Origin of the sequence: Jiulongibacter sediminis (assembly GCF_001306455.1) — a bacterium.
Taxonomy (GTDB): Bacteria; Bacteroidota; Bacteroidia; order Cytophagales; family Spirosomataceae; genus Jiulongibacter; species Jiulongibacter sediminis.
This window is the reverse complement of sequence record NZ_LGTQ01000006.1, coordinates 593,347-614,558: the sequence shown is the minus strand read 5'-3', so window position 1 is coordinate 614,558 and position 21,212 is coordinate 593,347. Positions and strand designations below refer to the sequence as shown.

At 42.9% G+C, this 21,212-nt stretch carries 17 protein-coding genes; 9 read left to right on the top strand and 8 right to left on the bottom strand.

The window, feature by feature from the left end:
• Positions 1-97 precede the first annotated feature (97 nt).
• Both AFM12_RS08580 and AFM12_RS08575 read left to right on the top strand, forming a co-directional pair.
• Positions 98-1,018 carry a DnaJ C-terminal domain-containing protein gene (locus AFM12_RS08580; protein ID WP_055146668.1) on the top strand — a complete coding sequence of 307 codons (921 nt, stop codon included), beginning with the start codon at positions 98-100 and terminating at the stop codon, positions 1,016-1,018.
• Positions 1,008-1,298 carry a chaperone modulator CbpM gene (locus tag AFM12_RS08575; RefSeq protein ID WP_055146665.1) on the top strand — a complete coding sequence of 97 codons (291 nt, stop codon included), beginning with the start codon at positions 1,008-1,010 and terminating at the stop codon, positions 1,296-1,298. Before AFM12_RS08580 ends, AFM12_RS08575 begins: the two co-directional genes overlap by 11 nt.
• A gap of 6 nt (positions 1,299-1,304) precedes the next feature.
• Here the strand turns inward: AFM12_RS08575 and AFM12_RS08570 are convergent, their stop codons facing one another.
• Positions 1,305-1,676 (bottom strand): DMT family protein, encoded by a 372-nt coding sequence (locus AFM12_RS08570; RefSeq protein ID WP_055146662.1) that lies wholly within the window; start codon positions 1,674-1,676, stop codon positions 1,305-1,307.
• A 220-nt stretch (positions 1,677-1,896) separates the two neighbouring features.
• Here AFM12_RS08570 and AFM12_RS08565 point away from each other — a divergent pair, with 220 nt between their 5' ends.
• The 4 genes from AFM12_RS08565 to AFM12_RS08555 all read left to right on the top strand — a co-directional run bounded on the left by AFM12_RS08565 (position 1,897) and on the right by AFM12_RS08555 (position 7,057).
• Positions 1,897-2,622, top strand: coding sequence for a hypothetical protein (locus AFM12_RS08565; protein ID WP_055146659.1), 726 nt, complete (start codon positions 1,897-1,899; stop codon positions 2,620-2,622).
• Positions 2,623-2,691: 69 nt separating this feature from the next.
• On the top strand, positions 2,692-5,736 hold the full coding sequence (locus AFM12_RS08560; protein ID WP_055146656.1) for a serine hydrolase domain-containing protein: 3,045 nt from the start codon (positions 2,692-2,694) through the stop codon (positions 5,734-5,736).
• A gap of 327 nt (positions 5,737-6,063) precedes the next feature.
• A complete protein-coding gene (locus AFM12_RS19690) occupies positions 6,064-6,279 on the top strand; it encodes a hypothetical protein (RefSeq protein ID WP_131458260.1) in 216 nt (71 codons plus the stop codon).
• The gene (locus AFM12_RS08555) at positions 6,269-7,057 is read left to right on the top strand and encodes an immunity 49 family protein (protein WP_055146653.1); all 789 of its coding nucleotides are present in this window, start codon (positions 6,269-6,271) and stop codon (positions 7,055-7,057) included. The genes AFM12_RS19690 and AFM12_RS08555 overlap by 11 nt, the downstream gene beginning before the upstream one ends.
• A gap of 530 nt (positions 7,058-7,587) precedes the next feature.
• Here the strand turns inward: AFM12_RS08555 and moaA are convergent.
• The 7 genes from moaA to nirB are packed head-to-tail and all read right to left on the bottom strand — an operon-like array spanning position 7,588 to position 15,231.
• Positions 7,588-8,568 (bottom strand): GTP 3',8-cyclase MoaA, encoded by a 981-nt coding sequence (gene moaA / locus AFM12_RS08550; RefSeq protein ID WP_055146650.1) that lies wholly within the window; start codon positions 8,566-8,568, stop codon positions 7,588-7,590.
• A 1-nt stretch (position 8,569) separates the two neighbouring features.
• Positions 8,570-9,700: a cysteine desulfurase family protein gene (locus AFM12_RS08545; RefSeq protein WP_229308476.1), complete on the bottom strand. Its 1,131-nt coding sequence runs from the start codon at positions 9,698-9,700 to the stop codon at positions 8,570-8,572.
• 40 nt (positions 9,701-9,740) lie between these two features.
• On the bottom strand, positions 9,741-10,139 hold the full coding sequence (locus AFM12_RS08540) for a hypothetical protein (protein WP_055146647.1): 399 nt from the start codon (positions 10,137-10,139) through the stop codon (positions 9,741-9,743).
• A 54-nt stretch (positions 10,140-10,193) separates the two neighbouring features.
• Positions 10,194-10,796, bottom strand: coding sequence for a response regulator (locus AFM12_RS08535; RefSeq protein WP_229308475.1), 603 nt, complete (start codon positions 10,794-10,796; stop codon positions 10,194-10,196).
• 56 nt (positions 10,797-10,852) lie between these two features.
• Positions 10,853-12,316: an ATP-binding protein gene (locus AFM12_RS08530; RefSeq protein ID WP_055146642.1), complete on the bottom strand. Its 1,464-nt coding sequence runs from the start codon at positions 12,314-12,316 to the stop codon at positions 10,853-10,855.
• Positions 12,316-12,666, bottom strand: coding sequence for a nitrite reductase small subunit NirD (gene nirD, locus AFM12_RS08525; RefSeq protein ID WP_055146639.1), 351 nt, complete (start codon positions 12,664-12,666; stop codon positions 12,316-12,318). The genes AFM12_RS08530 and nirD overlap by 1 nt, the downstream gene beginning before the upstream one ends.
• A gap of 30 nt (positions 12,667-12,696) precedes the next feature.
• A complete protein-coding gene (gene nirB / locus AFM12_RS08520) occupies positions 12,697-15,231 on the bottom strand; it encodes a nitrite reductase large subunit NirB (protein ID WP_055146635.1) in 2,535 nt (844 codons plus the stop codon).
• Between the two features lie 226 nt (positions 15,232-15,457).
• Here nirB and cobA point away from each other — a divergent pair, with 226 nt between their 5' ends.
• From cobA to AFM12_RS08505, 3 genes are read left to right on the top strand one after another with little or no spacing between them, the layout of a single operon-like run.
• Positions 15,458-16,213: a uroporphyrinogen-III C-methyltransferase gene (gene cobA, locus AFM12_RS08515; protein ID WP_055146632.1), complete on the top strand. Its 756-nt coding sequence runs from the start codon at positions 15,458-15,460 to the stop codon at positions 16,211-16,213.
• On the top strand, positions 16,206-19,748 hold the full coding sequence (locus tag AFM12_RS08510) for a nitrate reductase (protein WP_055146629.1): 3,543 nt from the start codon (positions 16,206-16,208) through the stop codon (positions 19,746-19,748). Before cobA ends, AFM12_RS08510 begins: the two co-directional genes overlap by 8 nt.
• Entirely contained in the window at positions 19,745-21,175 is a 1,431-nt protein-coding gene (locus AFM12_RS08505) for a rubredoxin (protein WP_055146626.1), read from the top strand. The genes AFM12_RS08510 and AFM12_RS08505 overlap by 4 nt, the downstream gene beginning before the upstream one ends.
• Positions 21,176-21,212: the final 37 nt, after the last annotated feature.

Genomic DNA, 21,212 nt, shown 5'->3' with positions numbered 1-21,212 from the left:
CCTCATGACACCGCATACAGAAAAGCATGATCGAACTCATGTTTGAGCCTTGGCGGATTAATTAAATTCGTACACAAACCACAACAGAAAAAAGACCATGAATTATATTGATTATTATGAAAAACTGGGGGTGAGTAAAACGGCCACCTCTGATGAAATTAAAAAGGCCTACAAGAAAATGGCTCGTAAGTTTCATCCTGATCTCAACCCGAATAATGCTGAGGCGAAAAAGAAATTTCAGGAAATAAACGAAGCCAATGAAGTGCTTTCAGATCCTGAGAAGCGAGCCAAATACGATAAATACGGCAAAGACTGGAAGCATGCCGAGGAGTTTGAGAAAGCCCGTAAAGCCCAGGGCAGCCGAAGCTACGCAAATACCGGTAGCGGCAGTTATTCGTACAGTGGGAACGCTTCTGATTTCTCAGATTTCTTTGAGTCCATGTTCGGTGGCGGTGGAGCCACATCTTCAGGTTTTGGGGGGCAGCGTTCGGTCAAATTCCGTGGAGAAGACTTCTATGCCGAACTTCATCTGTATCTCACCGATATTCTGGAAGATAAAAAACAAGTGCTGACGGTCAATGGGAAGAATATCCGGATCACCATTCCGGCTGGCGTGGAGAATGGTCAAACCATCAAAATAGCAGGTTACGGCGGGTCAGGTGTCAATGGCGGGCCAGCAGGCGACCTGTACATCACCTTCTCTGTGGCTAATAATACATCTTTCAAAAGAGAGGCCAGCGACCTGCATCTGAATCAGAAGATCGACTTGTACACAGCGATGCTCGGTGGTAAAATCGAGCTGAACACCCTTAGTGGGAAAGTGAAAGTGAGTATACCGGCTGAGCTCAAAAACGGGTCTACCGTTCGGCTGGCAGGAAAAGGGCTGCCGGTGTACAAACAGAAAGGGAAAACGGGCGACCTATACGTTCACTATGAAGTGGAGCTACCGACAAACCTATCTGCGAAAGAAAAAGAACTATTTCAGCAACTCAATAAACTAAGAAACCATGAGCACTAAGAATTATATATTTCTCGATGATTTTTGTGAATATCACTCGATTAAACTTTCGTTTATCAACGAGCTGGGTGAGCACGAACTGTTGAAAATTACACGGCAAAGCAGTCGCCCCTGTATACCGGAGGAGCAGGTGCCTCTACTGGAACAGATGGTACGGCTTCACCGCGACCTGGACATCAATATCCCAGGCATTGAAGTGGCTCTGAACCTGATCAACGAACTGGAAAATCATAAGCGACGAATTTTGGAGCTAGAGAACAGGTTAAAGCGGTTTGAGTAAGTCCCACTACCATTTTTTAAAAATAAAAAACACGGCTAAAACAAGGAGAACAAAGCCTACAATGTGATTCCATTTAAAGCTTTCATGCTTAAAAAACACAACCGTAAAGCTCATAAAAACAATGAGGGTAATGACCTCTTGCAAAACCTTAAGCTGAATCAATGAAAAAGGTCCACCATTCTCCTTTATGCCTATCCTGTTTGCAGGTACTTGAAAACAGTATTCAAAAAAGGCTATCCCCCAACTGATGAGAATAATACTGAAAAGGCCCGCCTTCTCAAACCATTTCCATTCAGAAAACTTTAAATGACCATACCAGGCCATTGTCATAAATGAATTTGATAATATCAATAACAGAATCGTTGAAAGTGCTTTCATTTTCTATTTGTTAAAAAATTATCAAAAGTAATTTGAGTAGTAATAATCTCTATTGAATCCTGAAATTTCTTTTTGGGGGTTTGTCAAACATCCCTAAACGATGACAAACGACCCTTTGTTTTGTCAAACGCCACTTTTCTTTGATGCTAATCCCTTTGATTTTTGAGTCAAAAACGCTGACTATAGTTTTGAGTCATCAATCAAAAAAAGCATTAAAGATATGAAAACGCTGATTTACGATTATTCCATCATTCTACACGTAGCAGCAGGTATTTTGTCGCTCATTTTCGGACTCATCGCCATGACCACCCGTAAGAAAGGAGGAAAATTGCACAACCGCTCAGGCCTTATTTTTTACTGGAGTATGGCCCTCATTTTTGTAACAACCGTGCTCTTTGTGATCCTCTACCCTACAGAGATGAAATATCACTTCTTCCTGACCATCGGTATTGTGAGTTTCTATCCCACATTCACCGGTAAACGCCTGTTGAAAATGAAAAAGAAAATGGAGCCCAAATGGTTTGACCTCATAGCAACCTACACCATGCTAATTTCAGGTATTGTGATGATCGCCTACGGCATTTACCTTCAAATGAATCAGCCGGAGGCCATGGCTATTTTATTTCTGGTTTTCGGGCCATTTAGTGCGATTCAGGCCTGGGGCGATTTAAGAATTTATTTGGGCAAAAAAGAAATTGAGAAAATGCACTGGTTTCTGGGTCACGCTGGGAAAATGATCGGTGCGTACTCTGCTGCTGTCACTGCCTTTTGTGTCAATATTGTTCCACGCTATATGCCGGAAGGTTCTCCAATGCTTGCATACATTATAGTTTGGGTTTTACCGGGAGTTCTGTTTGGAATTGTTTCCACCTATACCATCAAAAAGTATCGCCGGAAATTCAATGGACAAAAGCCTTCCTTAAAATCAAAAGTGGCTTTGGCGTAGACCAATCGGTTCGGAAATGCGTCAATTATCCGCTATTTTTGCATCATTCAGTGCTCATCAATGCGAATCATGCAAAAAAGCCCGGGAGGCAAAATACTACTTCTGCTCACAGGAATCTTTCTCGTTAGTTTTATCGGCTCCAGATTTCAAAAGGCCAGCTCCACTCCTAGTGTAGTAAAGTATGATGGTTACCTGCCGGTGATCATGCGAAAACCAGAAATGCCGGGTATTTTCAAACCGAATGTGGCCGAAATCAAAGCTTTCAAAGAAAAACAGTGGATATGGGCCGATAGTGTGCTGGCTACGCTCTCCTTGAAAGAGAAAATCGGGCAACTGTTCATGATTTCCACTTACTCAAACCGGAACGAATCTCACTATTCTGAAACCCAAAGGCTAATTGAAGAATATTATGTAGGAGGGCTAATTTTCTTCCAAGGTGACCCTGTTACTCAAGCAAAACTGACAAACCGCTATCAGGCAGCCAGCAAAGTACCGCTTATGATTGGTATGGATGCGGAATGGGGTTTGGGTATGCGACTTGACAATACGATGTCTTTCCCGAAACAAATCACTCTGGGAGCTATTAAGGACAACAACCTAATAGAAAAAATGGGCTTCGAAATCGGTAGACAGTGCAGAAGGCTTGGAGTACATATCAATTTTGCTCCTGTGGCTGATGTTAATACCAACCCTGACAATCCTGTAATCAACTACCGGTCGTTCGGTGAATCTCAAAACAGAGTGGCAGACAAGTCTAGAGCTTACGCCAGAGGTCTTAAAAGAGCAGGAGTTATTGCTGTAGCAAAGCACTTCCCTGGTCATGGCGATACTGATGTGGACTCGCATGTGTCATTGCCGGTTATATCTCATTCGAAAAGTCGTCTGAGTTCTACTGAGTTGGTACCTTTTAAAGCTTTGATTGCTGATGAAATCGGGGGCGTAATGACCGGCCATCTTTTTGTGCCTTCATTAGAAAGTGCCTCCAATACCGCTGCTACAGTTTCTAAAAATATTGTGACTGATCTCCTCAAAAAAGAGTTAGGCTTTCAAGGTTTGGCCTTTACCGACGCCATGAATATGCGGGGAATAACCCGTGGTTTTGATGCCGGTGGTGCCGAGCTGGCAGCCTACAAAGCTGGTAATGATGTGTTGCTTCAAACGGCCAACCTCTCTGCTGCCTTTGAAAAGCTCTACGATGCATTTGCAAGCGGTGAACTCGATGAAGAGGAACTTAACAGCCGTGTTCATAAAATTTTGAGAGCTAAATACCGCGTAGGCCTTCATCAAAAAACACATGTGGATCTGACCAATTTAGTGCAAGATCTGAATGACGATCAAAGCCAGATGGTTAAAGATCAGCTCTTCAAGAAAGCCGTGACTGTAGTCAGAATTCAGCCTTCTACAATTCCATTTATTCAACTGGATACGCTGGCCATCGGCTCGGTAGAAGTGAGCGGAAACCAAAGTACTTTTCAGGAAGAGCTAAGCAATTTCGGCAAAGTGGTGCCTTACAAAATGAGAGTAAAGCCAAGCTCCTCAAAAGATTGGCAATACATTGTGGATCAGGCCGACGTGCTGGACTATATGATCGTCAGCGTTCATGATATGAACAGCCGGAAATCAAGAAATTTTGGGGTATCACCCTCTACCATACAGATGATCAGGGAGCTCTCGAAAAAAACACGGGTGATTATTACCACATTCGGGAACCCTTATGGTCTTCAACTTTTTGATGAATTCCCTAACCTGATTTGTGGCTATGAAGAAGAAACAGGTGCTTATCGGGCGGTAGCTGAAGTGCTTTTTGGAGCTCTTTCAGCCAATGGCACCTTACCCGTAACGGCCTCTTCAAGTTCAAAATCTAACTATGGAAACAACTCCGCCAACCTGGGTCGCCTTACTGAAGATTTCCCTGAAAATCTCGGCATGAGTGGGAAAAAGCTGAATGAAATCGACGGTATCATCGAAGATGCCATTGACCAAAAGGCCTTCCCTGGCTGTCAGGTTTTGGTAGCCCGGAGAGGTAAAGTGGTTTATCACAAGGCTTTCGGAACCTACCGATATCAGCGTGACGAACCGGTTACCAAAGAGACCATTTATGATTTGGCATCTCTTACCAAAGTCAGTGCTACACTACAGGCCGCCATGATGCTCAATGAACGCGGTTTATTAGATTTAAACCTCAAAGCATCAGATTACCTCCCTGAGCTCGCAGGCACCAATAAGGAGAACATGATCGTTGGTGATATACTCTTTCATCAGGCTGGTCTGAAATCTTTTCAGGCTTTCTGGACACACACTAAGACGAATGGCAAGAATTTTAAAAATGACTTTTACGAGTTCAAAAGAAGTGACGAGAACCTGCAGGTGGCTGAAGGACTTTATATAAAACCGTCTATCCGCGATTCAGTTTGGCAATGGTTGTTAGACTCTGACCTTACTACCCGTAGAAACCGGGATGGCTCTTTCAGATACCTTTACAGCGATCTGGGTTTGATCATGATGCAACGTGTCATCGAGAAAATATCCGGTCAACCGCTTGATGAGTTTCTTGAGCAAAACCTCTATGAACCATTGGGCATGACTCATACCCTCTTTAATCCACTAAACCGTTTCCCGAAAGAGCAAATAGCCCCAACAGAGAACGATCAGATTTTCAGAGAAAGACAAATTTGGGGTACGGTACATGACCCCAACGCCGCCTTACTGGGAGGAGTCGCAGGCCATGCCGGCCTTTTCAGCAATGCCTGGGATCTGGCCAAACTCTATCAAATGAACCTCCAAAAAGGCGTTTATGGTGGTAGAAGATACCTTTACCCCGAAACCGTCAAGCACTTCTCTACAAACTATACAGCCAAAAGCCACCGTGGTATTGGATGGAACAAACCGCACCCTGATGCCGACCTTTCCAGTGTAGCTTCAGATGCTTCTCCAAATACTTACGGTCATACCGGTTTTACCGGAACTGTGGTGTGGGTTGACCCAGATCGTCAGTTGATTTTTATTATGCTGGCCAATCGCGTTTACCCCCGTGATAATAACCGCAAACTCATGCAGCTTGAAATCCGCAGAAGAGTCCACGAAGTGATTAATGCGGCGGTAGAGGGGGTTTGAGAATTCTAGAAAGGCTCCGATTTATAGAGTTTTTGTATTAAAACGATCTGAAGTCAGATCAAATTTTATAAAAAAAGGTCCGGGAGCAGATCAAAAAATCGGAAATTTAGTTATTGAACATTTCAGGTTTAAGCTAGTGAAGAGTTTTGATTTAGCTGAATTGCGGGTGAAATGAGTGACCATCAGAGTACCTTGAGGAGACTCTGAGAAGGGGAATAGCATTTACATCAAAGCACATTAGAGAATCCCACGGAAATTATCATTATAGAAAGCAAACAGTTCAAATATTCAAAAACTGGGGCAGGAGAGCTGGATGAGTTTACGGGCGTGAAGCTGAATAACCCAAATCCACCAACTGGATTGCCTGCTCAGATGAGTGATGGGTGGATTGATTATGTGGCCGGACGATTGAATGACGAGGGTAAAACAAGCGTTAGCAATATGATTATATTGAATAAGAACAAATTAACAAAGTATGTTTCAGCAATTGACAGAACCAAAGGGGAGTTGAATATTTTAAAACTGGGGAATTATGATTTATAAAGTCAAACAAAATTTGGATAAAATAATTGATAATAATCTCTATTTAGAGGCTCAATTACTTAAAAAAATATCCTTAGGTGAATATGAACCAAAACAAGCTGTAAATACTTTATGGAAGGCTAATCACGATTATGCCATAAATGCGTTTGTAGAAAATGGAAGTAACAAAAAAAGTAAACATCACTTTAGTATTTGCGGATTATTGGATGAATTTCAAATAAGTACATACAATTCCCGCATCCCGGACTATGGCCTTCGCCATATTTGTATGCCCATTTTATCGGACAATGAAGACCTGATAAAACGCTATGCTGCCCTGCGATATGTAAAACACCCGGTTTATGCACCTAAAAGCATGGATGAAATGGTGGAACTAGGTGATACGGCCATTACATTTAACACCATTCAGCATTTTATGGCTGAAAATCTGGAGGGTGTCAGGCATAACCTGGCTATCTATGAAAAATACAAAAAGAAAGTGCTAAGAAGTGGAAAAACGCTTGAAATAGATTATCGTTTTTTTTATGCTCTTTTAGCCAGAGACAGGAGTAAGATAGAAGAATCAATAAGGGATTTATTAGCCCCTAAAGCCCATAAACGAAGAAACGATTCCCCCGTATTGGGTGAAATCGTATCTCTTCCTGCATTGGGCTATGCCAAATTGGCCTGGAGGTATGGCATTGAGGTTGATATTGATAGCCATCTTATTCCGAAAGAATTATTGCCTATCCAGTCTTTGGAGCAGTATGAAATCCCATATGATTTTCTGAATTTGTAATCTAAATTCTCCAAAGTAGAGTCTCAATGAAAACTCTGCGAAATCACCATACCGCTTAAAAACGAATATCACCCCCAATCGTAGTCATACTTTCACTCACTTCGGCAGAGCGGACTAACGAAGAGTTTTGAGATATCTGCATTGCGAGTGAAATGAGTGACTTTCAGAGTTACTTCAGTAGACTCTGGGAAAAGTGGAAAGTCAGTTTACATTTCAATAAATGTTTCTCTCTCCCGTGATCTGAGTCTCTTTAAAGTACTCTGCTGCTCTTCCCATGGCCAGACCCTTATTAGGTTTAAGCGATGTTACAAAATCCAAATCTCACCCCCCAATCGTATTCATACTCTCACTCACTTCAGCAGAGCGAACGGCTTCGGCTTCGAAACCGTCTTTCGGGCGGTTGGAGAAAGTAATCAGGAGTTTTTCTTTTCCCCTGAGCAGAGTCTCCGATAGGGACTCTGCGACTTTTAACAATGCCAGAGCCACCTTAAGGTTTCAGCGAATTCATGCCAAACTACAAAACACAACTATCACCCCCCAATCGTAGTCATACTCTCACTCACTTCAGCAGAACGAAGGGCTTCGGCTTCAAAACCGTCTTTTGGGCGGCTGGAGAAGGCTGCCAGTAGCTTTTCTTTGATGATTTTGTTATCTGGTTCTGTTCTTAAAAGGTCTCGGATATTCATCACGCCATCATCATAAAGACAGGTTTTTAGGGTGCCGGTCGGGGTGACTCTAATGCGGTTGCAGCTTCCGCAAAAGGTGCGACTGAATGCTGCTATAACTCCCACATTTCCCTGATGACCGTCAATACTGTAATTGCTTGAGGTGGAATGAGCCTCGTCTTTGAGTTTTTTTAAAGAAGGGCAGGCTTCCCGAATTTTTTCAATGATGCGGGTATGGCTCATAAAGGCCTCTTTATTGATGCCGCTGCCGTTGAAAGGCATTTCTTCAATGAATCGCACCGAAACCGGAAGCTCTTTCGACAAATTTACCAGCGGCAGAATGTCCTGATCATTTTTACCAGCCATCACCACGGCATTGATCTTGGTCTTGATACCGTTTTCCAACAGAGCATCCAAGGTTTTGAGCACATTGGGCAGCTCATCTCGGCGGGTCATTTCTTTGAAGCGTTCCCTATCCAGCGTATCCAAGCTTAAATTCACCGAGCTGATACCCAACTCTTTTAATTCAGGAACAAGCGGAGCCGTTAAAACCCCGTTGGTGGTGATATTGACCTGTTCTATACCCGTGATATTTTTGAGACTTCGCAGAAAAGCCATCATGTCTTTTCGTACAAAGGGCTCTCCACCGGTGATACGTACTTTAGTGATGCCCATTTCGGCCATGAGCGTGACCATTCGCACCATTTCCTCAAAGGTGAGCAGATGCGGTTTTGGCAGGAAATTGATACCTTCCTCTGGCATACAGTAGAAACAACGCAGATTACAGCGATCTGTCACTGCCAGTCTCAGGTAATTGATAGGTCTGCCGTGGTTGTCTCTGATCATATCAAAGGTTTTGATTTACAGTTTCTATAACGTGCTTTACCGCCTTTTCAATCTCCATTTCTGTTGTAAATCTACCTAAACTAAAGCGAACGGAAGCAAAAGCATCAGCTTCTGATTTACCCATGGCTCTCAAAACATACGAGGGCTCGGTGCTGGCCGAATTACAAGCTGATCCGTTGGAGACCGCAATTTTCGTCATTCGCATCAGCAGGTCTTCGCCATCAAGGCCTTTGAAACAGATACTGCTGATTCCCGGTACACGGGAGGCTCCGGCGGCATTGACCTCCGCATTTTCTATGGCGGTCAACAGGGCATTTTCGAGTCTTGAGCTCAACTCCTTCAATCTGGTAAACTCCGCTTCTCTTTTCGATTCGGCGAGTTGCAGGGCTTTTGAAACACCGACAATGCCCGATACGTTCAGTGTTCCGCTTCTTCGGTTTCGTTGGTGGCGGCCGCCATGTATTTGAGGGCTGAGTTCCACTTCCTTTTTGCACAGCAATACGCCGACACCTTTGGGGCCATAAATCTTGTGAGCCGAAAAACTGGTCATATCTGCGGAAGAAAGAAATGGAAGTTTACCCACCGCCTGAGTGGCGTCCACGTGCACTTTTGCTCCTTTTTGATGAGCTAACTCAATGATTTCCTTAACAGGTAATATCACACCCGTTTCATTATTAACCTGCATCACAGAAAGCAGACAATCTTTGCCTTCTAAAAAAGGATCAAGCTGTTCAAGATCAATTTCACCATTGGTATTAACCGGAAGGTGATGAACTTTCACCCCTTTACTTTGAAGGTATTCTGCCGTGTCAAGGGTGGCCTTATGCTCGGTGAGAGGAGTAATAAGTGAACCTTCAAAGCCTTTTGCTTCAAAAAAACCTTTCAAAGCAAGATTGATGGCCTCTGTAGCACCTGAAGTAAAAATGATTTCTTTGGTGCTATAACCCGTTATTTTTGAAATACTTTTTCTGGCCTCATCAACGGCCTCCTCTGCCAGCCATCCATAGGCATGAAAGCGACTGGCGGCATTACCATATTGACTAGTAAACCAGGGTAGCATTTTCTCCATCACCAGCGGATCCACCGGGGTGGTAGCGGCGTAGTCCAGATAGATGGGCATTAATTCCTGCATGCTTCAAAGGTATTGAAAAGCCCCGAACAAAAAGAAGTCCCTAGAAAGGAACAATCAGCATCCTCACCTTATAATCTAGCATTTTCACCTGATCAGAAGTTTCCTTTTGGTAGGTGGTATGAGGACTAACATCAAGAAGTTTAATTGAATAATTTTTGAAAGTTACTTCAGTTGGATCAATGGAAAAATGAAGAACACTGTCCATTGTAGAAACTCCATCTGTGATCTTGAAGAAGACATCCACATCTCCCTGCCAGATACAATTTATATTGGGGTCTAAAGGACACCTGTAATCACTCAGGCTATCAATTGTAATTCTTAATTTTTCTCCCAAGACATATTCCTTTTTTAGGAACATGCCGTCATCTGCTTCAATTTTAACTTTTTTACAACCAATTAAAGAAAGGACGAGTAGTGAAAAGACTACGTAATATCTCATATCTTCTTTTTAGAGTAAAGAATGAAGGATGATTCCAATAGGTTGCAAATGGACTCAAAACCCTTCATTGGTCGCCATTCTCACTAGTTCGGCGGTATTGTTCAAGCCTGTTTTCTTGAGCATATTGGCCCTATGATTACTCACGGTTCTAATGCTTAGTGTCAGCCTCAGGGCGATATCTTTGCTGCTCATACCCTGAGCTATAAACTTCAGGATTTCCTTTTCTTTTTTTGAAAGTTTATCGAGTACACTGGCACTTCTTTTAGACTTCACCTTTGGCATTCCTCCACCCTGAAGGGCCGAAACAAGCAGAGCAGAAACGTTAGGTGGAAAATATTTTTCTCCACGGTGAACCGTTTTCATGGCCTTCAGAATTTCCTCTTTTTCCGCATCTTTCAGAATATATCCGTCGACTCCATTGGTTACACTATTGACGATATAATCCGGGTCATTATGCATTGAGAAAATTAAAACCCTGACAGCCGGATAATTCGCTGATATTTTCTTTGCTGCCTCAATACCATTCATCCCGGGCATGTTTACATCAAGAAGTACAAGATTCGGCTTCAATTCTTCGATTCTTTGCAAAGCCTCCTCTCCATCAGAAGCCTCACCTATAATCTCCAGATTTTCCTCATCCTCAAGTAGAAACTTCATTCCTTTTCTGACCACTTCGTGATCGTCGACCAACAAAAGTTTTATCACATCCGACATTATTTATCCGCAGGTTTGATCGGCAATTTAATGAAAATGTCGGTTCCCCCTCCCGGAATAGTGGTGAGTTTAAATGCCCCGTTAAGCAACTCAGCTCTGGTCTTCATATTTTCCACTCCGTTATGAATCAAAGAAGCTCTGCTTTGTTTCAGTTTGCCAGGGTCAAAACCTACTCCGTTATCCGTGATGCTAAGCTCCAAAACATCGTTGTTTTCATTCAAACTTACTTTGGCTTTGCTGGCATTTGCATGTTTGATGATGTTGTTGAGGGCCTCCTGGACGATTCTGTAAATCGCAATTTCGAGTTTCTGATCATAGCGTTTATCAGGCTCATCAATGTCAAGATCTATTTCCGTTTCACCGCTAAGACTTTGACTGGCAATCAAGATTTTCAGTGCCGATGATATGCCATAATCATTTAACGCTGTCGGCATGAGATTAAACGAAACAGCCCGGGTAGTTTCTATCGTTTCCGTCAGCAGATCTTTAGTATGTTCATAAGCTTTTTGATATTTCTCCGAGAGGTCAGATGACTTTAACCGGCTCAAACCTAGCTTTACCCCGGTCAACATCTGACCAAGACCATCATGAATTTCTCGTGAAATACGTTTTCTCTCCTCTTCCTGTCCTTCAAGCAAAGAAGCAGACCTGATTTGGTCCTCCTTTCGTTTGAGCTCATAACGCTCCTTCATGGCTTTGTCTAAGTCTTCCTGAATATTCCGGAGCATTCGGTTTGAAACAGATAGCTGGCTATGCGTATCGTCGAGTTTTTGCTTCGAAGTAATGAGTTCGGTAATTACCCGCTTGACATAATTTGAAAGAGGTTGAAAAATCAAGACAAACTCGAAAAACAAGGTGAGAAGCGTAAGAAACAAGATGACGAATTCTATTCGCTTAATATTTCCTATAGTTTTTGCAGCCTGCAGGTCATATTCAAAAACGATACGATCCATCGTTTTAAGAAATGCCGATTCATGGTTGAGAAGTACGCCAATGTCTTCGCTCATCTTTTCATTTTTCTGAGCCTCAAAGAATGCATTCATTCCATCATAAGATGGTGTTATGGCCTTAAAAAGGCTATCAATGACCTTTGTATTCTTTACTTCATAGCGTTTATCATCTACCAGAAGATTGTCTCTCAAACCCATGTGGACTGATTTCCATTCCGAAAGGCTCTCAGAAAATGTATTTTCTAAACTTTGATCCCAATTTCCCGGACTTGTTTGTCGAAGAACCGACAGTTTGGTTAACTGCTGAGAAAGCATTCTTTGTCTACCGGCAAGGTTTATGACCCTGCTACTATCGGTGGTATTGGTTAGAATAAGTTGAATTAACGTATGACCGAGAATAGTCAAAACAGCAACCAAAGACAAGGCTATAACATATTGAATAGTAAGTCTTTTTGCTACCGTTTTGTCAATAGAATTCATGCTGATGCCATCAATGGTTTCGTGGGGCTGCATCAGTCGATTCCTATATATACCAATCCGTTTTCTATCTTGACCGGGTAGGTTTTGATCTCATAGTCATCGCCACTAAGGCAGTTACCAGAGACCAAAGAAAATGTTTTTTTATGAAACGGGCATGCCACTTTCGGTACGTCCCCATCAGAACCGATCATTCCCCGTGAAAGAGCCATTTGTTTTTTATGAGGACATAGGTTTTGAGTAGCAAACCATTCGCCCCTTCTGGCAAAATTATAGATCGCAATTTGCTCACCCTCAATTAGTGCACAGGAGCCTCCATTGTCTGGCACATCCTCAACTTTACAGGCCAGAATCCATTTTATTTTTTCAGATACTTGAGTCGTCATGATTATAATTTCCTGTTTTTTTATTTCCAATTATGCGTTCCAGTCTGCAGCTTTCACCTGTTCTCTCATGGGCACCAATTCCACATTAGGATCTTTAACTTCGGGTGCATTCACAAAATGAGTGAAACGTTTTCGAAGCTCTGGTGTTTCCACTACTTCCTTCCATTCGCATTTGTATTTACCAACCAGCGAGGCCATTTCTGCTTCCAGTTCAGCATTTATTCCCAACACATCATCAATAATTACAGACTTCAGATACTTAATTCCTCCTTCCATTTTGTCAAGCCAGGCGGCAGTACGCTGAAGCGGCTCCGCGGTACGGATATAAAACATCAGGAAACGGTCAATGTATTTGATACAATCTTCTGAGCTCAGATCGGTAGCCAACAAATCGGCATGTCTTGGTCTTGTGCCTCCGTTTCCGCAGACGTATAAATTCCATCCGTTTTCAGTAGCAATGATTCCGAAGTCTTTGCTTTGAGCCTCGGCACATTCTCGGATGCAGCCGGAAACCGCTGATTTTAATTTATGAGGAGAACGAAGTCCTTTGTAGCGATTCTCCACCTCGATAGCAAAAGAAACGGCATCCTGAACTCCAAAACGGCACCAGGTAGTTCCTACGCAACTTTTGACTGTCCTCAGAGCCTTACCGTAAGCATGACCACTTTCAAAGCCGGCGTTAACTAATTCTTCCCATATCTTGGGTAAATCACCCACATGAGCTCCAAAAAGATCAATCCGCTGGCCACCTGTAATCTTGGTATAGAGGCCGTATTTTTTAGCAACTTCTCCAATCACTATCAACTTATCAGGTGTAATCTCGCCACCTGGAATCCTCGGAACTACGGAATATGTTCCGCCCCTCTGAATATTTGCAAGAAAACGGTCATTCGAATCCTGAGAAACAGCCCTACCTTTTTCCAGAACGTTTTCATTCCATAGACTGGCCAAAATTGAAGAAACCACAGGCTGGCAAGTTTCGCAACCATCACCATGGCCCAGCTCATGAAGTACTTCATCAAAAGTTTGGAGATTTCTCAGTTTTGTAAGACTTAATAATTCCTGACGAGTGTGGTCAAAATGTTGGCAAATGGTTTTTCTTTCTATAATTCCCTGCTCCTTAAGAACCCCGCTAACAAGGTCCTTCACCAAAGGAACACAACCCGCACAACCGGTACAGGCCTTGGTTGATTTTTTGATTTCATCAAGGGTTTTACAATCATTCTGGGTCATTTGATGAATGATATCTCCTTTAGAAACGGCCTCACAAGAGCAAATTAAGGCGGAATCAGGCAAGCCCATCACTCCGGACTCGCCATCATCACCACCTCGTGCACCTAAGATCATATCTTCCGGATCAGCCGGAATCGGCAGCCCGTTACTGCAGATTTGCTGAAGCATATTGTATTGTTCAGCATCTCCGATAAGAATTCCTCCTAAAAGCTTTTTGTTGAAAGTATCAATATTGACACGCTTGTAAACTCCTTTTGCTTTGTTTTCATAAACTATGGTCTGGCATTCGGGCTCTTCAATAAAGGGGTTTCCAAAACTGGCCACATCTACGCCGATCAGTTTAAGTTTAGTGCTCATATCAAAGCCCGTAAACTCCTGCTTTTTACTTACCGCCCCCAGATTCAGCCTGGTGGCAATGGCGTTTAAAGCAACTTCTGCCATTTCATAACCCGGAGCCACCAGCCCATAAATCATGTTATCGTAGAGGGCACACTCCCCGATGGCGAAAATATTTTCATTAGAGGTTTCCATTTGCTCATTGACAAGGATACCACCTCTGGGCCCCAAGGTCAAATTTGCTTTACCAGCAACTTCATCTCTCGGTCTGATCCCCGCTGAAATCACAACCATTTCGGCATCCAGAAACTGGCCGTCATGAAACTCAAGACCTGTCACAGTGCCTTCGCCGGAGAAGCGTGCTGTATTTTTATCACAATGGACTGTAATACCCAGTTCGTTAAGTTTGCCTTCAAGAATTTTTGAACCCTTATCATCAATTTGCCTTGGCATCAGACGTGGAGCAAATTCTACCACGTGAGCATCCTTAATTCCCAAATCCAGCAAAGCTTTTGCGGCTTCAAGCCCGAGAAGACCCCCTCCTATGACCACTCCCCGTTTTGCTTTTTTGGCAAAGCTCTTCATCATGTCCAGATCTTCTATAGTGCGGTAAACAAAAATACCATCCATATCAACCCCTGGAATATTCGGCACAAATGCCCCTGAGCCGGTTGCCAGAACTAAAAAGTCGTAGTCTTCTTTTACACCCCGGTGTGACTTTAGTTGTTTACTTTTTGCATCTATTTCAGTAATTGGATCTCCCAGATGAAGCTTTATCCCATTTTCCTGGTACCAGCTTACCGGTGCCATAGTCAACTCCGAAAGAGTCTTTTCACCAAAATAAGAACTAAGGTGAACACGGTCATAGGCCGGGCGTGGCTCTTCACCAAATACGACCAGCTCAATATGATCAGCCAAAGCTGACTTTACAGCCTTCTCACAAAACTTATACCCCACCATTCCGTTCCCGACGACAACAATCTTGGACTTTCCCATGAGCGAATTGAATTAATTATGCAATAATCACTAATTATTATACTCACTATAGAATAAATTATAACTGAGTATAACATTTAAAATCAAATGTATGTTATATGAGTATTATTGCCAAATAAATGTTTAAATAATTGAACATATATAATTATTTTGGAGCTCATTTTGGTTTATTCCAATTATTTATCACATTTGTAAGCAATACATTAAATAAGTATTTTTACTCATTATGAAATTATCTTTAATTGGAGCAGGACCAGGGGATGAAGAACTGATTACACTGAAAGCTGTCAGGCGACTTAATGAAGCAGATATTATACTTTATGATGCTTTGGCAAACCAGGCTTTGCTGGCTCATGCCGAATCCAAGGCTGAGATCATTTATGTGGGTAAGCGAAAAGGACAGCATTCCGTCACACAGGAAGAAATCAACAGAATTATCGTAGCGAATGTATTACTGGGTAAACATGTGGTACGCCTGAAAGGGGGTGATCCGGTAATTTTTGGAAGAGGTTTTGAAGAAATGGATATGGTAAAAAAACTGGGAATTGAGGTAGAACTAATCCCCGGTATATCAAGCTCTGTTGGCGTACCTACATTAGCTGGAGTGCCCGTAACCAAACGGGGAATTAGTGAAAGTTTTTGGGTATTAACCGGTCATACGAAAAGTGGAGAACTCCCAAAAGATATGGCCTTAGCAGCTCAGTCAAATGCGACAGTTATCGTATTAATGGGTATGAGCAAGCTTTCTGAAATCTGCAATATTTTCTCAGAAGCAGGAAAAAGCAACCTACCGGTGGCAATCATTCAGGACGGCACTACAGAGAAGCAGAAAATTGCAGTGGCCCAGGTAAGCTCTATTTGCGACGAAGTAGCCTCCAAAGGACTAACAAATCCGGCTGTTATTGTTTTTGGAGAAACCGTAAAATGCTCTCCGGATTACGTCATGAAGTACCTTCAAAAAGAAGTTTTGACCTATGCATAATTCTGGAATCATAAACAACGAAACCTTCAGGTCTACCTGTAGTTACTGTGGAGTGGGGTGTGGTATTACCATTACTTTACAACCCGAAGGCAAAATTACCGTGGAAGGCGATAAAGACCATCCGGTAAACCATGGTATGCTTTGCTCAAAAGGAATGAACCTCCACTACACCGTAAATGATACTTCCGATCGCCTTCTGTATCCAACAATGCGATACAGCAAAAACCTCCCAAAGAAAAGAGTCAGCTGGGATCAGGCTCTTGACCGAACCGCCGCTGTATTTCAATCAATCATTGAAAAATTCGGACCAGAATCAGTAGCCTTCTATGTTTCCGGGCAATGCCTCACGGAAGAGTATTACCTCTGGAATAAACTCATGAAAGGCTTTATTAAAGGTAATAATATTGATACCAACTCCAGGCTTTGCATGAGTTCAGCCGTTGTTGGCTATAAAAAAACACTTGGTGAAGATAGTGTGCCTGTTTGCTATGATGACATTGAATTGAGCGATTGCCTGCTCATTGAAGGCGGAAACCCAGCCTGGTGCCATCCCATTATATGGAGACGTGTTGAAGCTCATAAAGAAGCCAATCCGGATGTGAAAATTATTTGTCTTGACCCCCGGAAAACTCAGACGGCCGCTTCCTCAGATTTACATATTGCTCTTTTACCCGGAACAGATGTCTATTTCAATAACGCCCTGGGCAGAGAACTTATCGCAAACGGCTTTACCGATCAGGAGTTCATTGATAAAAACACAGACGGCTATAAAGAATATGAGACTGAAGTTTTCTCAAAAACAACTGAAGAGTACGCTGAGCTTTGTGGAGTAAACCCCGAAGATATCCGTCAGACAGCTCAATGGATTGGACGGTCTAAGGGCTTCCTGAGCATGTGGACGATGGGATTGAACCAGTCTGCCATCGGTGTGCAAAAGAACCTTTCATTGATAAGCCTCTCTCTGATCACCGGAAAAATAGGGAAACCCGGCAATGGACCTTTCTCTTTAACAGGCCAGCCCAATGCCATGGGCGGTCGGGAGGTAGGAGGACTTTCCAATATGCTTGCCTCTCACAGAGAGCTGTCAAATCCACAACATATTGCAGAAATGGAAAGTTTCTGGGGTGTATCAGGGATCTCAAACAAGCCAGGCCTTTCGGCTACGGAAATGATCGATGCCCTAGAAAATGGAAAGTTAAAAGCCATCTGGATAGTTTGCACCAACCCTTTGGTAAGCTTACCTAATCTAAACAAGGTCGAAAAGGCCCTCAAAAAAGCAGCTTTCGTTGTCGTACAAGACATTTCCTCCAATTCTGACACTTTGGCCTTCGCCGATGTGGTATTGCCCGCAGCCGCCTGGGCAGAAAAAGAAGGAACCATGACCAATGCCGAGAGAAGAGTTTCACTCCTTCAAAAAGCGATTGAGGCTCCGGGAGAAGCATTGCCTGATTCTGAAATCATTTGCCGCTTTGCTGAAAAAATGGGCTGGGGAAATTCATTTCGATACAGTAGTCCTGCTGAAATTTATGACGAGTATGCTCAAAGTACAGTCGGCACAAACATTGACTGCTCCGGCATAAACTATTCTCTTTTAAAAAAGGGACCTGTTCAATGGCCTTACCCAAAAGGAAGTAATAGCACCTCCCGACTATTTGAAAACAACGCTTTCTATACGCCAAATAAGAAAGCTCAGCTCATTCCGGTTTCCGGAGTAAACACCTCAGAAGGTACTACCAAAGAATTCCCTTTAGTTCTTCTTACCGGCAGAATCAGAGATCAGTGGCACACCCAGACCAAAACCGCTAAAGTAAATCGCCTGAATCAGCATAAGAAATCACCATTCCTTCAGCTAAATCCGAAAGATGCCGCGGAGCGGAAAATCAAAAACGGCCAGCTCGTTTCTGTAAAAGGAAAACGAGGGGAGGTAAGAGTAAAAGTTGAAATTACAGAAGAGGTTAGAAGCGGCACTTGTTTTATGCCAATGCACTGGGGCAAAATCCTTCAAAGTGACCTTGCCCGTGCCAATAACCTGACCAGCGACCTGGTGGACCCTATCTCAAAAGAACCCGACTTTAAATTCTCCGCAGTACAGGTTTCGTTATATAAGAAGCCGGTTGAAAAAATCATTGTCATCGGAGCCGGATCTGCCGGCCTGGGCTTTATCAACGCTTATCGTCAACTGAATTTTACTGACGAAATAAAGGTTTTCTCCAAGGAAATTTACCCCTTCTATAACAGAGTTATGCTACCCGATTACATTAGTGGGACTCAAAACTGGGATCAGTTGGTCAAACTAAGAGAAGACCAGTTTAAGGACAATGGAATTCAGGTTTTTAAAGGGGTAAGCATTGAGCATATTGACAGAAAAAACAAGGTTGTCATTGACTCAAACGGAGAAGAGCATCCCTACGATAAACTATTCCTTGGCATGGGAAGCCGGGCCTTCATGCCAGGCAATTTCCCGAAAATGGGAGGTATTTTCAATATGCGAAGCCGTATGGATGCCGATGCTTTAGAACCCTATATTGCCAGGAAAGGAAGGGCCGTCATTGTGGGCGGCGGCCTTCTGGGCCTTGAAATGGCAGCTTCACTACGTGAACTGGGCATGCCAGTAACGGTGGTTCAGCGGATAGGCCGTTTCATGGATCGCCAACTGGATATGCAGGGCAGTGCTATTTTGCACGAAGAGATTACCCTGAGAGGAATTGACACTTTCTTTAATGATGAAGTCGAACAGTTTTTCGGAGATGATAAAATCGAAGCCATTCGATTGAAATCCAGACATAAAATAAGCTGCTCTCTGGTTATTGTGGCCGCAGGCACCATCCCATCTATTCAAATAGCCCAGCAGGCAGGGCTTTCCTGTAAACGAGGCATTGAGGTTAATGACTACCTCCAGACTTCAGACCCGGATATATTTGCCTGTGGCGAAATTGCTCAATGGAAAGGAGAAATGCGGGGCATTACAGCTGCTGCAGAACAGCAAGCTGAAGTCGTAGCCAATTTCCTTTCCGGAGATATCTCAACGCCTTATAAAGGCAGCCTTTCCATGAATATTTTGAAAGTAGAAGGACTGGAGCTTTGCTCTCTTGGCTTGATAGAAATTCCTCAAAACCAGAAAGGTTATGAAGAAGTAATTTTTATTGACCGGGCTAAACGCTACTATAAAAAATGTATAATCAAAGATGACCGGCTTGTAGGGGCTATTCTCATTGGTGACAAATCTGAATTTATAGAGTTCAAAGATCTTATTGCCAACGGAATAGAGCTGTCTGAGAAAAGAATTCAATTGCTGCGTAGCGGAAAAAAAGCCGAGCCCGTATTGGGCAAACTAGTTTGTTCTTGTAACAGTGTTGGGGAAGGGAACCTACGAGCCAAAATAGATTCTGGTATTTGTGACTTTCAAAAGCTATGCGAAAGCACCGGAGCAGGTGCGGGATGCGGCTCGTGCAGACCTGAAGTGCGTTCTATTCTGGAAAAATCACAACGTGAAAATGAGATTCTTAACCTGAGCAGTAAAACGGTAAACGTATGAGAGATTATCATGTAGTCCGGGTGAATTATCTGGGTGGAATTGCCTCACCGGGCGAACTTAGAAACCTGCTTGAAATTTTGAAATCCTGTGAAGTGGCTGACCTCCGTTTCGGGCTTCGCCAGCAGGCTGTTTTCAAAGTTTCTTTTCTTCATGAAAAAACATTTTTTCAACGAATGGAAGCAGCAGAAATCGACTATTATATTCATGCTAATCCGCACCCAAATGTGGTCAGTTCGTACGTGGCCGAAGAGGTTTTTCAGCGAGGAAACTGGCTCAGTGAGGGAATTTATAAAGATATTTTTGACGGTTTTGATTTCAACCCAAAACTGAAAGTCAATATCTCCGATAACGCCCAAAGCTTTACCCCTTTCTTCTCAGGTCATATCAATTTCATTTCTTCAGAGAAACCAAACTTTTGGTATCTCTATTTCAGACAGCCAAAATCCAATGAACTGATAGCTTATGACAATCTTTTATTCAGCACAGAACTGGCCGAAATTTCAAAAAAGATAGAAGCCAACGTCCTTGAAAATAAAGACCCGTTTTATGCACTTCCTGAATTGATCTCGTCTCCGGTAAAACAGGAACTAAAACTTCCAAAATTCACCCTTCCTTATTATGAAGGCTTTAACCGATACGGCAAAAAGTCGTGGCTGGGAATATACCGCAGAAACGAAACATTCAGGGTTTCATTCCTTCTGGACCTTTGCAATCTGTGTATCAGCACCAAAATTGGAGAAATCTGCATTACTCCATGGAAATCAATCATTATCAAAAATATTGACACCAAAGACCGAAAAAATTGGAGCAGTTTGCTCGCCAAACACGACATTAATGTTAGACATGCGGCGAACGAACTCAACTGGCAAATTGAAGATGATTCACCTTTAGCTCTGAAACTGAAAAGCAGGCTGGTTAAATATTTCAATAAAATGGACCTCCGCACCTTCGGGATATGTCTGGGCATAAAGACCGTTCCACGTACCGAGGTCTTTGCCAGTATCATGGTTAACCGAAGGAAGCTACTCAATCTGATTCCTGTTTACGACATCACGTATACGCTTGATTATGACCCCAATGGCCGAAAAGTCGCTTACTTTGCAAAAGGTATTCCCGGCTTTCAACTTTCTGAAAGATTGAGAAAGTCTGTTCTGGCTTTCAATGAAAACATCTCTAACAAAACAATATTTGAAATTCCTGAGAGCAAAGAACAGGCAACATCCGAACTGGAAACAACTTCGATTCACGAATGCGGGAACTGCCAAACCATCTATCAGAAAGAATATGGTGACGTATTTAACCAAATAGAACCCGGCACAGACTTCGATGATCTGCCTGATCATTATGTATGCCCGGTTTGTTTTTCGGAAAAGGAGCAGTTTGTTATCAAAGAAAAATTGCTTTCTTGGCTCGAGGAACACGCATAAAGCCTTTATCTGGACTAAAATCAACCAACTAATAAGC